The sequence below is a fragment of the Reyranella sp. GW821-FHT12G01 genome (assembly GCF_058806575.1).
The window spans coordinates 507,072-520,098 of sequence record NZ_JBXAPV010000003.1 but is presented as its reverse complement, the minus strand read 5'-3'; the positions used below and the strand labels follow the sequence as shown (position 1 = coordinate 520,098).

Here is a 13,027-nt window from a genome sequence, read left to right as displayed (position 1 = left end):
GGATGATCGAAGACTGCCTGCGAGCCGCCGTTTCGAGCGGGCGCCTGAGCGAGAAGGGCAAGCTCTCTCCACTCCGCGCTGTGCGCTCCGGTCAGACGACGGAAGATTTTGTATGCGATGGCCCTACGTACGACGGGGCAAGAGCTGAGATCACTGCTCCGCGAACTGCTCGGCTTCCTGGCGGCCGGCCTGTTCACTGGCCATCATCACCAGCCCGTAGGTGACCACCAGAGTGAACACGATCGTGGCGTAGAGCGTGTAGGGATGCGTGGCGGCGGCGGCTCCCGTCGGCAGCACGTGGATCACCTCGAAGGCCAGGACGCCGGCGCGAATCACGCGGGCGATGCCGAGGCCCACGAACGCCAGCGCGGCGGGCAGCCGGCTGCGCAGATGGTCCCGGGTCCGGCCCTGCCAGATCTCCCAAGCCGAGGCGAGGCCCAGCAGGCCGAGGAACAGCGAGAAGGGGATCGAGGCCGCCTGCCGGCCCGCGCCGATCGCGCGCAACACAATGAATAGCGCGAGGAAGGCGATGCTGACGGCCATGGAAAGCAGGACCAGCCGCGCGAGATCGTTGCGGTTCTGGTTGGCGAACCGGAGGCTCAGCCACATGCCCGCGAAGCCCGCGACCACGAACATGTCGGCCGCGAGCATCAGCGACAGGTCGGTCTGATGGCCGCCGAGGCGCAGCATCAGGGCGCCGAGGCTGGTCAGCAGCAGGGCTGCCGTCCAGGCGCGAAGCCCCGGCGCATCGCGATGGTGATACCAGGTCAGGAACGCTGCCCCTGCGCCGCAGACCGTGACGATGCCGCCGATCAGGTAGAGCGTCTTGACGTTGAGTTCCATGAACGCTCAGGCGGGCGGAGCGACGGACAGGCCCTTGACCTTGTGGCGATCGATGAAGCTCTGGACCAGGCCGGACTTCTTGGCCTTCTCGACGAAGTCGGCGAGGAAGGCCGCGCCCTCGACGTTCGGCTTGGCTGTGCCGACCGCCTGCTGCACGGCGGTGAACTTGCCGTCGAGGATCTTCAGGCCCGGCGCCTTCTCGACATCCTTGAGCAGGCCGGGGCGCAGGCCCGCCAGCACCTCGAGCTTGTCGCTCATGAACTTGTCGTAGGCGGCGTCGAGGCCGCTCACCTGCACCAGCGTGGCGTTCTTGATGTTGTTGACCAGCCACAGGTCGTAAGCGGAGCGGGCGGAGACGGCGATGCGCACGCCCTTCTTGTCGACGTCGGCGATCGATTTGATCGGCGAGCCCTCGGGCACCATGTAGGTCGCCTCGATCTCGACATAGGCGGCGGTGAACTGGATCTTCTCGGCGCGCTGCGGCTCGGCGCCGATCAGGCCGATGTCCCAGATGCCCTTGCCGACCTGGTCGCCGAGCTCGCCCGGCGTCTTGAACGGCACGTAGTGCACGGGCACGCCCAGCGCGGCGGCGATCTCGCGCGCCATGTCGGGCGCGACACCGACCGGCTCGGACTTTTCGCTGCGGCCGGTGACCAGCAGGAAGTTGGAGAGGTTGATACCGGCGCGCAGGACGCCGGTGGGGGCAAGTTGGGCTCGGGCTTTGTCAGTCATGCCGCCAGTCTATGGCCAACCGCGGCCGGATGGTAGGTTGATGAGCATGTCCAAGCAGCTCACCGCCCGCCTGCGCTCGATCTGCCTCGCCCTTCCGGAGGCCGCCGAAAAGGAGGCCTGGGGCGACCCGACCTTTCGCGTGCGCGAGAAGATTTTCGCCATGGAGAAACGCGGCGACGGGCGCGTCTCGGTCTGGTGCAAGGCGGCGCCGGGTAGCCAGGCCATTCTGGTGGGCGCCGAGCCTGCGCTTTTCTACATTCCGCCATATGTCGGATCGAAGGGCTGGATCGGCATGCGGCTCGACGCCCAGCCGGACTGGAACGAGGTTGCGGCGGTTGTGCAGCGCAGCTACCGGCTGATCGCCCCCAAGAGACTGGTCGCGCAGATAGGCGAAATTGATGGGGTCCAACCACAGCGCCGGCCCGCGCGTTCGCGCTAGACTGCGGCCATGAGCAAAGAGATCATCGTCGAGACCACCGCCGGAAAAATTCGCGGCACCAGCGATCGCGGTGTCGAGATCTTCAAGGGCATTCCGTATGCCGAGCCGCCGCTCGGCGACCTGCGCTTCCGACCGCCGCGCAAGCCGACGCCCTGGACCGACGTCCGCGACGCGACCGAGTACGGCAACATGGCGGTGCAGAGTACGAACGTCTTCGCGCTACCCGACGACCTGCTGCGCATCTTCACCCTGGCGGGCAAGCAGAAGCTCGACGAGGACTGTCTATATCTCAACGTCTGGACCTCGGGCCGCGAGGGATCGGAACGGCCGGTTCTCTTCTGGTGCCATGGCGGCGCCTTCATCACCGGTTCGGGCTCGTCGCCGTGGTCCGACGGCGCCAATCTCTGCCGGCTCGACGATGTCGTGGTCGTCTCGTTCAATCATCGCCTCGGCGCGCTGGGCTATCTCCATCTCGAGGACATGGCCGATGGCTTCGAACATGCCGGCCTCGCCGGCGTGCTCGACATCGTCGCGGCGCTCGAATGGGTGCGCGACAACATCGCCCGCTTCGGCGGCGATCCGCGCAACGTCACCATCTTCGGCGAATCGGGCGGCGGCGCGAAGGTGAGCGTGCTGATGGCCATGCCGCCGGCCAAGGGCCTGTTCCACAAGGCCATCATCCAGAGTGGACCGGCCGTGCAGATGGCCAATCGCGAGGATGGCGCCAAGACGGCGCGGCAGATGCTGGAGCATCTCGGGCTCGACGCCGCCGATGCCGGCAAGCTGCGCAAGCTGCCGGCGGCGAAGATCCTCGAAGCGCAGGTCAAGGTACTGGCGGGCGTCAGCCGCGCGGCCTTCGCCGACCGGCGGCGGCTCGGCTTCAATCCGGTGATCGACGGCACGCTGTTTCCCGGCGGTCCGTTCGCGCCGAAGGCGCCGCTGCCGTCGCTCAACGTGCCGCTGATGATCGGCAGCAACAAGGACGAGATGACCCTGTTCCTCGGCCACATGCCGTGGGTCGCCGACGCCACGTTCGAGAGCCTGCCCGAAGCGCTCACGCCCTATCTCGGCGCGCGTGCGGCGGAGATCGTCGCGACCTACCGCAAGGCACAGCCGAGGCTTCGCCCCGACGAGATCGCCATCGCCATCGTGTCCGACCAGGGCATCCGCGCGCCCTCGCTGTTGATCGCCGAGCGCAAGCTCGAACAGGAAGCGGCGGAGGTCTTCGTCTATCTCTTCGCCTGGGAGACGCCGGTGCTGGGCGGCAGGCTTCGCTCCTGCCACACGCTGGAAATCCCGTTTGTTTTCTCCAACCTCGAAGCGGCGGAGCTGACCGGCGACGATCCCGCGCGCCTGCCGCTCGGCGAGGCGATGAGCCGGTCGTGGATCGCCTTCGCGAAGAAGGGCAATCCCAACCACGAGGGATTGCCGGTGTGGCCCGCCTATACGGCGGCCATGCGCGCCACCATGATTTTCGACGAAGTCTGTCACCTCGATATCGATCCGCAGGGCGCAGAGCGGCGGGTCTGGGAGATCAGGAAATGAAGATCACCGACGTCACGCTGACGCTGTTCGCCTGGGACGATATTCCGCCCACGACCTACGGCGCACATACCGGCCGCTTCTCCGGCAAGAGCGCGCTCGGCCTGCTGCGCATCCTCACCGACGACGGCATCGAAGGGCACGCCTTCCTGGGCTCGGCGATGAATCCCGCGACGACCGACGGGCAGGGTCTGATCAATCACCTGAAGCCGGTGCTGCTCGGCAAGGATCCGTTCCAGCGCGAACTGATCAACCAGGAGATCTGGAAGCGCCAGCGGTCGGCCGGCGTGCGCTCGATCGGTGCGGTCGACGTGGCGCTGTGGGACCTGGTCGGCAAGGCGATGAACCAGCCGATCCATCGCCTGCTCGGCACCTATCGCGAGACCGTGCCGGCCTATGCGAGCTCGGCCGTGCTGGCCTCGCCCGCCGAATACGCCGCCGAAGCCGTGCGCTTCAAGGAATATGGCTGGGCCGCCTACAAGATCCATCCGCCGACGCGCTGGAAGGAAGACATCAAGGTCTGCGAGGCGGTGCGCCGCGCCGTCGGCGACTACACGATCATGCTCGACTCGACCTGGAGCTACGACTATCCGGCCGCCATCCGCGTCGGCCGCGCCGTGCAGGAGATGGGCTTCTACTGGTATGAGGACCCGCTCGCCGACCAGGACATCTACAACTACACCAAGCTGAAGCAGCAGCTCTCGAACCCGATCATGGCGACCGAGTATCCGCAGACCGGCCTCGATTCCTACCAGCCGTGGATCCTGCAGCAGGCCACCGACTACCTGCGCGGCGACGTGGCGGTGAAGGGCGGCATCACCACCCTGGTAAAGACGGCGCATCTCGCCGAGGCCTTCCGCATGAACTACGAGGTCCATCACGGCGGCAATTCGCTGAACAATGTGGCCAACCTCCATGTCATCGCCTCGATCCGCAACACCGAGTTCTTCGAGGTGCTGCTGCCTGACGGCGCGCAGAAGTACGGGCTGGAGCGCGACATCGTCGTCGGCCGCGACGGCATGGTGCGGGTGCCGAACGGTCCGGGCCTCGGCGCCGCGATCGATTTCGCATTGATCGAGCGCAAGAAAGTTGCCGTTCTGACCTGAGAACGGCGGACTTGCGGGCGCAACTCGTCCGCGATCGGTGGCGTTGGTCGGGCATCCCAATTCGAGAGGAGGTCCCGATGATCAAGCGTACCCTGTTCACCCTCGCCCTGGTCGCTTCCGCCGGTGCAGCCTATGCGCAAGGCGAGCCGTCCGATCCCTATGGCCGCCCGCTGATCGGCCGCGAGGACTGGGTGCGCCAGCCGGGCGACCAGCCCGGTGGGGCGTCCGGCATGGGCCAGCCGATCTCGCGCCCTGCGCCGATGACTTCGGCACCCATGCCTTCGGCGACCATGAACGCCGACATGGCGATGGCGCCGGCACCGATGAACACGGCCCCGACCGTCCAGGGCGAGCCGCGCGATCCCTATGGCCGTCCGCTGCTGGGTCGCAACGACTGGGTTCGCCAGCCGGGCGATCAGCCGGGCCCCACTCGCTAACGGGCTTTCGTCGTCCTAGATTCTTTTCTGTTACCTTGCTTGCCCCGGCGTCGTTGGACGGCGCCGGGGTCGAAGCATGAGCGAGGAGGAAAGAATCGAGATCTATATCGATGCCGACGCCTGTCCGGTGAAGGCCGAGGTCTATCGTGTGGCCGAGCGCTACGGGCTGAAAGTCTTCGTCGTGGCGAATTCCTACATGAACGTGCCGCGCGATCCGCGCATCGAGAGGGTCGTCGTGAGCGACGGGTTCGATGCGGCCGACGACTGGATCGCCGAACGGGCCGGGCCCGACGACATCGTCATCACCTCCGACATCCCGCTCGCCGACCGCAGCCTCAAGAAGGGCGCGACCGTGATCGGCTCGACCGGCGTCCCGTTCACCATGTCATCGATCGGAATGGCGATGGCCAGCCGCGAGCTGATGTCGAACCTGCGGGCGATGGGCGAGGTGACCGGCGGCCCCAAGCCGATGGCTGCCCGCGACCGCTCGCGCTTCCTGTCGGCGCTCGACGAGGCGATTCAGAAGATCAGGCGGCGCAAAAGCTAAGAGATGACCCCTCCGCCCCTTCGGGGCACCTCCCCATTTGAATGGGGAGGAAAGCGGAGAGTCATTGCCTCCCCATTCAAATGGGGAGGTGTCGACGTCTTACGTCGACGGAGGGGTCATGACGGCCCTCAACGCCGGTCGATCCAGACATCCTCGAAGCGGAAGCCGTTATAGGAGCTGTTGGTCTGCGGCACGTAGCCCTGCACATAGGGCTGCCAGCAGGTCGCGGCCTTGTTCCACATCAGCGGCGGGCGGGCGGCGTCGGCCAGCAGCTTGGCGTCGATGTCCCAGGCGAGGCGGCGGCGCTTCTCGACGTCGAGTTCGGAGGACTGCGCCTCGAACAGCCGCTCGATCTCGGGATTGCAGTAGTGGTTGTAGTTGCGCTCCGAGCGGCAGGCGAAGGTCTCGTAGAAGATCTGGTCGGGATCGTCGACGGCGTTGCCGGTCGTCTCGATGGCAAGCGCATAGTCGCGGCGCTGCAGACGCGTGAACCAGTGCACCGTCTCGACGACGTCGAGCGTCGGCTCGATGTAAATCTCCTGCAGCTGCGTCGCCAGCACGGCGGCCGGGCTGCGATAGAGCGAGACGGCGCGGGTGAAGATCTTCAGCGGCAGCAGCTTGTCGGGTCCGTAGCCCGCCTTGCGCATCAGCTCGCGCGCTTCCTCGCGGTTCTTCTCGAGGTTGGGCCCGAAACCCGGCATGCCCGCCAGCGCCTCGGCCGGCATGCCCCAGCGGCCTTCGGGCGGCGGCTGGAGATGACCGCCGATCACGCCGCTGCCCTCGAGCGCGTCCATGAAGCCCTGCCGGTCGATTGCCAGCGCGAGCGCGCGGCGGATGTCGGGATTGTCGAACGGCGGCGCCTCGCGGTTCAGCATCAGGTTGGTGTTGTTGTTCATCGCCGTCGCCTCGCACATCACCTTGGGCGACTGGCGCTTGACGTCGCGCAGCTGCGTCATCGAGACGTCGCTGGGGAAGGTCATGTCGTAGCGGCCGGCGACGAAACTCAGCAGTGCGGTCGAGCGGCTGGCGACCACCGAGAATTCGATGCCGTCGAGATAGGGACGACCGGCCTTCCAGTAGTCGGGATTGCGCGCGAGGCGGATGCGGTCGAACTGGTTGAAGGTCTCGAGCTTGAAGGGCCCGGTGCCGACCGGCTTCACGCGCATCTGCGCGAGCGGCACGTGGCAGGGGTAGATCGGCGTGAAGCCCGACGCGAGCATCGACAGCAGCGAGGGCTGCGGCCGGTTGAGGTGGATCGTGACGTCGAAGTCGGTCCGTGCCTGGATGAAGTTGATGTTGCCGAACCACGAGCCGCGCGGATTGGTGCGCAGCCGATTGCGCGCGCGGTTGGTCAGCAGGTTGAAGGTGCATTCGACGTCGCTCGACGTGAACGGCACGCCATCGTGCCACTTCACGCCGCGGCGCAGCTTGAACGACAGCTCGGTCTTGTCGTCGTTCCACGACCAGGATTCCGCCAGGTCGGGGATGATCGATTCCTCGGTGTTCTGCGGCACCGCCGGATCGAAGACCACGAGGTTGTTGAAGATCGGCATGAACGCCACGACGGTCGACGAGTTGGTCTCTTCGAGGATCGAGGCGCTGGTCGGGTTGTCGCGATGGAAGATGCGGAGCACACCTCCGCCACGCTGGGCGAGCGCGACATCGCACCAGCACAACACCAGGGCCAGAGAGCCGATCAACAGCCTGGTACGCATCGCCAACCTTCACGCCTTGCCGGACCCGTTGGCCACAGCTTTATCTCAAAGCTGACAGCTTCGCGGACCGGACGGTAGTTTCATTCCTGCACACTAGGGCGCGCGAACACCCTTCGGGAAGGCAACAGACGCTCTGAAGATACAAGCAATACAATTACGCAACGGATAACGGGATCAGGCAGCGCGAACCGCTCGCATCGTGCTTGAATAGCGGGGGCAGACCTCTCGGGCGAAGCGGGTCATCATGTGCTGCCGCAATGCCAGTGGTGTGCCGGGCGTTGCCGATGACACCATGAAGTAGTTGAAGCCCAGAGCGGCGAGCTGGTCGATGCGCCGGCAGATCGTCTCGGGACTGCCGACCAGATTCGAATCCATGAACGGTCCCAGCTCCGACGGATCGGTGAGCTTGCGCAGGTTGGCGAACATGCGACTGAAGTCCTGGTACTCCGGTATGTCGGCCCATGGGTTGGCGTCGGATTCGTAGTGGGTGCACTGCAGGTCGAAGTACGGCGGATAGAAGCGGCGGCCGAGATCGCGGGCTTCCTCGTCGGTGTCGGCGATGAACATCTTCACCGAGATCGGCAGGATCGCGTCCTTTCCCGCAGCACCTGCGCGGGCCCGCCAGCGTTCGAGGATCCTGGACAGGAGCTTGTCGGGAAAGGTCGAGAGGCAGATCGGTGCGACGCCGAGATCACCCATCACCTCCGCACTCGCGGGGCTGCCGATGGCGCCGTAGAAGTTGACCTTCTTCGTGGTGGGATCGGGCCGCAGCTTGATCGGCTTGTCGATCTTCCAGAACGGACCGTCATGGGTGAAGGGCTCGCCGGTGAGCCCCTTTTCGACGATGCGGTAACATTCGGTGAAGCGGGCGCGCGCCTCGTTCATGTCGACGTTGTAGGCGTCGTATTCCATCTTGGCGGTGCCGCGACCGATGCCGAGATGCAGCTTGCCGTTGGTCATGCTGTTCAGCATGGCGATCTCCTCCGCCAGCCGCAGCGGATGATACCAGGGCAGCACCAGCACCGAAGTGCCGAGCGACAGGTCGGGGAAGGCCGCCGCGATGTGCGCCATGAAGAGGAGCGGGCTCGGCGTCGGGTAGTAGTCGCTGAAATGGTGTTCGAGCAGCCAGGCGGCGTCGAAGCCCAGCTTTTGGCCCAGCGCGCAATCCTCCATCACCTCGCGATAGAGCGCCTGGTCCGACTTCTGGACGTCGCTGGCCGGGGCCGCCTGAAATCCAAAGGCAATGTCGCCCGCAATATCAGCCATCGTCGTCGTTTCCCCTTCTGGTTCCCTGACTATATAAAGCGCCGACGTTCTAGGGGAGGGCCGAATGGGACCGACGACGACGAGACGCTGCATTGCAACATTGGGGTTGATGTTCGCCGCGGCGACAGTGCTGCCGGTGGCGGCGCAGGCGCAGCAGAAGAAGGTCGTGATCTACACGTCCAACGAAAGCACCCTGAACGACCTCGCGTTCGCGGCCTTCACCAAGGAAACCGGCATCGCCGTCGAGCCGGTGGTCGCGGGCTCCGGCGTGGTCATCCGCCGCCTGCAGGCCGAGAAGGAACGGCCGCTCGGCGACATCGTCTGGGGCATCAGCCGCTCGCTGCTGCAGACCAACAAGGCGCTGTTCGCGCCTTATGCCTCCAAGAACAAGGACGCGACGCCGGTCGAGTATCGCGACCCGACCGATCTCTGGGTCGGCAACAACCTCCACCTGCTGGTGATCCTGCAGAACACCAAGATCCTGCCGGCCGACCAGGGCCCCAAGGGCTGGAACGACCTGCTCGATCCGAAGTGGAAGGGCAAGATCGCCTTCACCGATCCGGCCAACTCGGGCTCGGCCTACACCACGGTCACCATGCTGGTCGACCTGTGGGGCGGCGGCGATGCGGGCTGGAAGAAGGTGGGCCAGCTGTTCAAGAACCTGAAGGTGCTGAACCGTTCGTCGCTGGTGTTCCAGGGTGTGGGCAACGGCGAGTATCCGCTGGGCATCTCGCTGGAATATGCCGGCCCGATGTGGGCCTCGGGCGGCGCGCCGGTGAAGACGATCTATCCGGCCGACGGCACGCTCGCCACCATGGAAGGCGTCGCCATCATCAAGAACGGTCCCAATCCGAACGAGGCCAAGGCCTTCGTCGACTTCGTGAACCGCAAGGACGTGCGCGAGATGATCCTCAAGGCCACCTTCCGCCGGCCGACGCGCACCGACCTCGATCTCGCGAACCTGCCGGGCGGCCTGCCGCCGATGAGCAGCCTCAACATCGTGAAGTATGACGAGGATGCCTGGACCGACAAGCGCAAGGAAACGCTCGAGAAGATCAAGGACCTCCTGCAGGAGTCTCGCTGAGCGTGACCGGCATTGTCATTGAGGGCGTAACCCGGATCTTCGGAACGGTGCGCGCGGTCGACGATGTGAACCTCACCGTCGGCGAAGGCGAGTTCTTCACCCTGTTGGGGCCTTCGGGCTGCGGCAAGACCACGTTGCTGCGCATGATCGCAGGCTTCAGCGAGCTGAATGCGGGCCAGATCCGTTTCGGCACGAAGCGGATCGACACCTTGCCGGCGCACACGCGCGACATCGGCATGGTGTTCCAGAACTATGCCGTGTTTCCCAACCTCACGGTGGCGGGAAATGTCGCCTACGGTTTGAAGGCGCGGAAGGTGGCGTCGGCGGACATTGCGCGCCGGGTCGAAGAGGCGCTGTCGCTGGTCCAGCTCGGCGGCTACGGCGAGCGCTGGCCGCATCAGCTCTCGGGCGGTCAGCTCCAGCGGGTCGCCATCGCCCGTGCGCTGGTGATCCGCCCGCAGGTGCTGCTGTTCGACGAGCCGCTCAGCAACCTCGATGCGCGCCTGCGGGTCAGCATGCGCGCCGAGATCCGTGAGCTGCAGAAGTCGCTGGGCATCACCGCGATCTACGTCACGCACGATCAGGAAGAGGCGATGTCGGTGTCCGACCGCATCGCCCTGATGCAGAGCGGCAAGCTCGAACAGGTTGGCGCACCGGCCGAGATCTATCGCAACCCCGCCTCGCGTTTCGCGGCCGAGTTCATGGGCACGACCAACCTTTTGGAGCCGAAGGTGCTGGGCCTCACGGGCAGCGGCATGGTCTCGCTGCGGCCCGAGGCGCTGCGTCTCGACGCCGAGGCGCCCGCCGGTTGGCCGCGGCTGTCGGGCTCGGTGGTGCATGTCGAGGTGCTGGGCCCGATCACGCGCTTCGACGTGAAGCTGGGCGACGGATCGCTGATCCGTGTCGCGTCGCTCGATGAGCCGCATCGCACGCTCGCGACGGGCGCGCAGGTGACGCTGGCTTACGATCCCGCGCGTGTGACCGTGCTGCCGTGACCCTGAGCATTCCGCATCAGCAACGCCTGCCGCTGACGATTGCCGCGCTGGGCTTCCTGTTCCTGGGCCTGTTCCTGCTCTATCCGCTGTTCAACGTCTTCGGCGCCAGCGTGCTCGACGGCGATGGCGAGAAGTTCACCTTCGCCAACTACGTAAAAATCCTCGGCCGCTCCTTCTATCGCGGCGCCGTCGCCAACACGCTGATGATCGGCGTCGCGGCCACGATCACCACCATCCTCGTGTCGGTGCCGTTCGCCTTTGCGCTGGCGCGCCTGCCGGTACCGGGCAAGGCCGCGATCATCGCGCTGGCGGCCATGCCGCTGGTCCTGCCGTCCTTCGTCAGCGCCTACGCCATCGTGCTGCTGCTGGGCCGCGCCGGCGTGGTGACGCAGTGGCTCAATTCCTGGGGCATCGGCTTCGGCTCGATCTACGGCGCCGGCGGCATCGTGCTGGTGTATACGCTGACGCTCTATCCCTATGTGCTGCTGCCCACGATGGCGGGCTTCAAGGCGGTCGATGTCTCGATCGAGGAAGCCGCGCAAAGCCTCGGCTCCTCGCCGCGCCGCACGCTCTGGACCGTGACCCTGCCCATCGTCGTGCCGTCGATCCTCGCGGGCGGTCTCCTGGTCTTCATCGAGACGCTGGAGAATTTCGGCGTACCCTTCGTGCTGGCCGAGGACATGCCGATCTTCGCCGTCGAAGCTTTCAAGCTGTTCGTCGGCGAGACCGCGCCCAACCCGTCGTCGGCCGGCGTGCTGGGTGTGCTGCTGATCCTGATGACCTCGATCGTACTGCTGATCCAGCGCCGCTTCCTGGCCAACCGCCGATTCGCGACGGGCGCGCGCGCCGCGCCGCCGATCCTGAAGGTCGGCCTTAGCCTCAGGATCGCCGCGACGGTCTATTGCTGGTCGGTGGTGCTGCTGGCGCTGGTGCCGTTCTTCGCCATCGTCGTGCTGTCGTTCATGGAGTTCCGCGGCCCCGTCCTCCATCCCAATTTCAGCACGGCCAACTTCGCGGCCCTCTTTGAACGCTCGACGCGGCCGCTGCTCAACACGCTGATGTTCGCGACGCTGGCCGCCATCGGCGTCACGCTGATCGGCGTGCCGATCGCCTATGTCGTGACGCGGCTGCGTTCGGGTCTCGCCGCGGTGCTCGACGTGCTGGCAACCTTGCCGTTCGCCGTCGCGGGCACGGTGCTCGCCATCGGCTTCGTCGTGTCGTTCAACAGCGGCTGGCTGATCCTGACGGGCGGGCCGTTCATCATGGTGCTGGCCTACACGGTGCGCAAAATCCCGTTCGCGGTGCGCTCGTCCAGCGGCATCCTGCACCAGATCGATCCCTCGCTGGAGGAAGCCTCGATCAGCCTCGGCCGCTCGCCGCTGCAGACCTTCGGGCGAATTCTCGTGCCGCTGATGCTGGGCGGCATCATGAGCGGCTTCGTGCTGACCTGGGTGACGATTGCCTCGGAACTCAGCGCCACCGTCGTGCTCTACAGCGGCCAGTGGCGCACGCTCACGGTGGTGATGTTCCAGGCGCTGGAAGGGGGCGGCGGCGGCATCGCCACGGCGGCGGCCTCGACCCTGATCGTCGTGACGCTGGTGCCGATCGCGCTGCTCTACCGCCTGATCCGCCGCTACGAGCTCGCGTCCTGATGCTCGATCGATTTCAGGAAGCGGCCGCGCCCGGCGCGTGAATGGGCCTCGGCGCGTTCGCGCGCCAGGCTGGGCTCGCCGGCCAGGATGGCGTCGAGGATCGCGCGATGCTCGGCATTGGATTCGGCCATGCTGGCGCTGCGGTCGAAGGCGCGGCGGCGCGAGAGCTGCAGCTTGCGCGTCTGGTCGAGATAGATCGCCTCGATCTGGCGATTGCCGGCAAAGCCCACGATGCATTCGTGGAACTCGACGTTCAGTGCGAAGTAGCGCGCCCCATCGCCGGCGGTCGCGGCGGCTTCCATGCCGTCGAGCAGGCGGCGCAGGTGCAGCGCCTGCTCGGCGCGGATGCCGAGTGCCAGCTGCGCCGCGCCAAAGGCGAACAGCAGCCCGTTCAGGATGTAGCTCTCCAGCGCCTCGTCGAGCGGCACGCTGCGCACGAAGGCGCCGCGGTTGCGGATGACGGTGACGAGGCCCGCCCGTTCGAGCGCCCGCGCCGCCTCCCGGATCGGCCCGCGACTGACGCCCAGCCGGCTGGCCAGCGCCACCTCGTTGAGCTGCGTGCCCGGCGCCAGGGTCCCGTCGAGGATCATGCGCTCGAGCTGGCGGCGGACGCGGTCGCCCAGCGGGGCGTCGCGGGCCTCGCGATCTATTGTCAACAATTCAAGGAAG

At 66.2% G+C, this 13,027-nt stretch carries 13 protein-coding genes; 8 read left to right on the top strand and 5 right to left on the bottom strand.

Translation table 11 applies throughout. The features are described 5' to 3' along the window. Positions 1 to 150 precede the first annotated feature (150 nt). Both AC1RP5_RS27480 and AC1RP5_RS27475 read right to left on the bottom strand, forming a co-directional pair. Positions 151 to 843 (bottom strand): hypothetical protein, encoded by a 693-nt coding sequence (locus AC1RP5_RS27480; protein ID WP_493115988.1) that lies wholly within the window; start codon positions 841 to 843, stop codon positions 151 to 153. A 6-nt stretch (positions 844 to 849) separates the two neighbouring features. Continuing rightward, positions 850 to 1,575, bottom strand: a complete 726-nt coding sequence (locus AC1RP5_RS27475) for an ABC transporter substrate-binding protein (protein ID WP_493115987.1) — start codon at positions 1,573 to 1,575, stop codon at positions 850 to 852. Between the two features lie 46 nt (positions 1,576 to 1,621). Here AC1RP5_RS27475 and AC1RP5_RS27470 point away from each other — a divergent pair, with 46 nt between their 5' ends. The 5 genes from AC1RP5_RS27470 to AC1RP5_RS27450 all read left to right on the top strand — a co-directional run bounded on the left by AC1RP5_RS27470 (position 1,622) and on the right by AC1RP5_RS27450 (position 5,646). After that, positions 1,622 to 2,014, top strand: coding sequence for an MmcQ/YjbR family DNA-binding protein (locus AC1RP5_RS27470; protein WP_493115986.1), 393 nt, complete (start codon positions 1,622 to 1,624; stop codon positions 2,012 to 2,014). A gap of 9 nt (positions 2,015 to 2,023) precedes the next feature. After that, positions 2,024 to 3,559: a carboxylesterase/lipase family protein gene (locus tag AC1RP5_RS27465; protein ID WP_493115985.1), complete on the top strand. Its 1,536-nt coding sequence runs from the start codon at positions 2,024 to 2,026 to the stop codon at positions 3,557 to 3,559. Beyond that, positions 3,556 to 4,662 carry an enolase C-terminal domain-like protein gene (locus AC1RP5_RS27460; protein ID WP_493115984.1) on the top strand — a complete coding sequence of 369 codons (1,107 nt, stop codon included), beginning with the start codon at positions 3,556 to 3,558 and terminating at the stop codon, positions 4,660 to 4,662. Before AC1RP5_RS27465 ends, AC1RP5_RS27460 begins: the two co-directional genes overlap by 4 nt. Before the next feature lie 77 nt (positions 4,663 to 4,739). Further along, positions 4,740 to 5,099, top strand: coding sequence for a hypothetical protein (locus AC1RP5_RS27455; protein ID WP_493115983.1), 360 nt, complete (start codon positions 4,740 to 4,742; stop codon positions 5,097 to 5,099). 76 nt (positions 5,100 to 5,175) lie between these two features. Next, positions 5,176 to 5,646 carry a YaiI/YqxD family protein gene (locus tag AC1RP5_RS27450; RefSeq protein ID WP_493115982.1) on the top strand — a complete coding sequence of 157 codons (471 nt, stop codon included), beginning with the start codon at positions 5,176 to 5,178 and terminating at the stop codon, positions 5,644 to 5,646. Between the two features lie 128 nt (positions 5,647 to 5,774). On the opposite strand, the gene AC1RP5_RS27445 is transcribed toward AC1RP5_RS27450, so the two are convergent. Both AC1RP5_RS27445 and AC1RP5_RS27440 read right to left on the bottom strand, forming a co-directional pair. Next, on the bottom strand, positions 5,775 to 7,361 hold the full coding sequence (locus AC1RP5_RS27445; RefSeq protein ID WP_493115981.1) for an ABC transporter substrate-binding protein: 1,587 nt from the start codon (positions 7,359 to 7,361) through the stop codon (positions 5,775 to 5,777). 174 nt (positions 7,362 to 7,535) lie between these two features. Beyond that, the gene (locus AC1RP5_RS27440) at positions 7,536 to 8,627 is read right to left on the bottom strand and encodes an LLM class flavin-dependent oxidoreductase (RefSeq protein ID WP_493115980.1); all 1,092 of its coding nucleotides are present in this window, start codon (positions 8,625 to 8,627) and stop codon (positions 7,536 to 7,538) included. Positions 8,628 to 8,691: 64 nt separating this feature from the next. Here AC1RP5_RS27440 and AC1RP5_RS27435 point away from each other — a divergent pair, with 64 nt between their 5' ends. The 3 genes from AC1RP5_RS27435 to AC1RP5_RS27425 are packed head-to-tail and all read left to right on the top strand — an operon-like array spanning position 8,692 to position 12,358. Next, positions 8,692 to 9,711, top strand: a complete 1,020-nt coding sequence (locus AC1RP5_RS27435; protein WP_493115979.1) for an extracellular solute-binding protein — start codon at positions 8,692 to 8,694, stop codon at positions 9,709 to 9,711. Positions 9,712 to 9,713: 2 nt separating this feature from the next. After that, on the top strand, positions 9,714 to 10,706 hold the full coding sequence (locus tag AC1RP5_RS27430; protein WP_493115978.1) for an ABC transporter ATP-binding protein: 993 nt from the start codon (positions 9,714 to 9,716) through the stop codon (positions 10,704 to 10,706). Next, entirely contained in the window at positions 10,703 to 12,358 is a 1,656-nt protein-coding gene (locus AC1RP5_RS27425; protein ID WP_493115977.1) for an ABC transporter permease, read from the top strand. Before AC1RP5_RS27430 ends, AC1RP5_RS27425 begins: the two co-directional genes overlap by 4 nt. On the opposite strand, the gene AC1RP5_RS27420 is transcribed toward AC1RP5_RS27425, so the two are convergent. Beyond that, positions 12,340 to 13,017 carry an FCD domain-containing protein gene (locus AC1RP5_RS27420; RefSeq protein WP_493115976.1) on the bottom strand — a complete coding sequence of 226 codons (678 nt, stop codon included), beginning with the start codon at positions 13,015 to 13,017 and terminating at the stop codon, positions 12,340 to 12,342. The genes AC1RP5_RS27425 and AC1RP5_RS27420 overlap by 19 nt on opposite strands. Positions 13,018 to 13,027 lie beyond the last annotated feature (10 nt).

What these genes read in the sequence shown, in the direction of transcription:
- AC1RP5_RS27480 (WP_493115988.1), bottom strand. Translation starts at nt 843, where the DNA reads ATGGAACTCAACGTCAAGACGCTCTACCTGATCGGCGGCATCGTCACG.
- AC1RP5_RS27475 (WP_493115987.1), bottom strand. Translation starts at nt 1,575, where the DNA reads ATGACTGACAAAGCCCGAGCCCAACTTGCCCCCACCGGCGTCCTGCGC.
- AC1RP5_RS27470 (WP_493115986.1), top strand. Translation starts at nt 1,622, where the DNA reads ATGTCCAAGCAGCTCACCGCCCGCCTGCGCTCGATCTGCCTCGCCCTT.
- AC1RP5_RS27465 (WP_493115985.1), top strand. Translation starts at nt 2,024, where the DNA reads ATGAGCAAAGAGATCATCGTCGAGACCACCGCCGGAAAAATTCGCGGC.
- AC1RP5_RS27460 (WP_493115984.1), top strand. Translation starts at nt 3,556, where the DNA reads ATGAAGATCACCGACGTCACGCTGACGCTGTTCGCCTGGGACGATATT.
- AC1RP5_RS27455 (WP_493115983.1), top strand. Translation starts at nt 4,740, where the DNA reads ATGATCAAGCGTACCCTGTTCACCCTCGCCCTGGTCGCTTCCGCCGGT.
- AC1RP5_RS27450 (WP_493115982.1), top strand. Translation starts at nt 5,176, where the DNA reads ATGAGCGAGGAGGAAAGAATCGAGATCTATATCGATGCCGACGCCTGT.
- AC1RP5_RS27445 (WP_493115981.1), bottom strand. Translation starts at nt 7,361, where the DNA reads ATGCGTACCAGGCTGTTGATCGGCTCTCTGGCCCTGGTGTTGTGCTGG.
- AC1RP5_RS27440 (WP_493115980.1), bottom strand. Translation starts at nt 8,627, where the DNA reads ATGGCTGATATTGCGGGCGACATTGCCTTTGGATTTCAGGCGGCCCCG.
- AC1RP5_RS27435 (WP_493115979.1), top strand. Translation starts at nt 8,692, where the DNA reads ATGGGACCGACGACGACGAGACGCTGCATTGCAACATTGGGGTTGATG.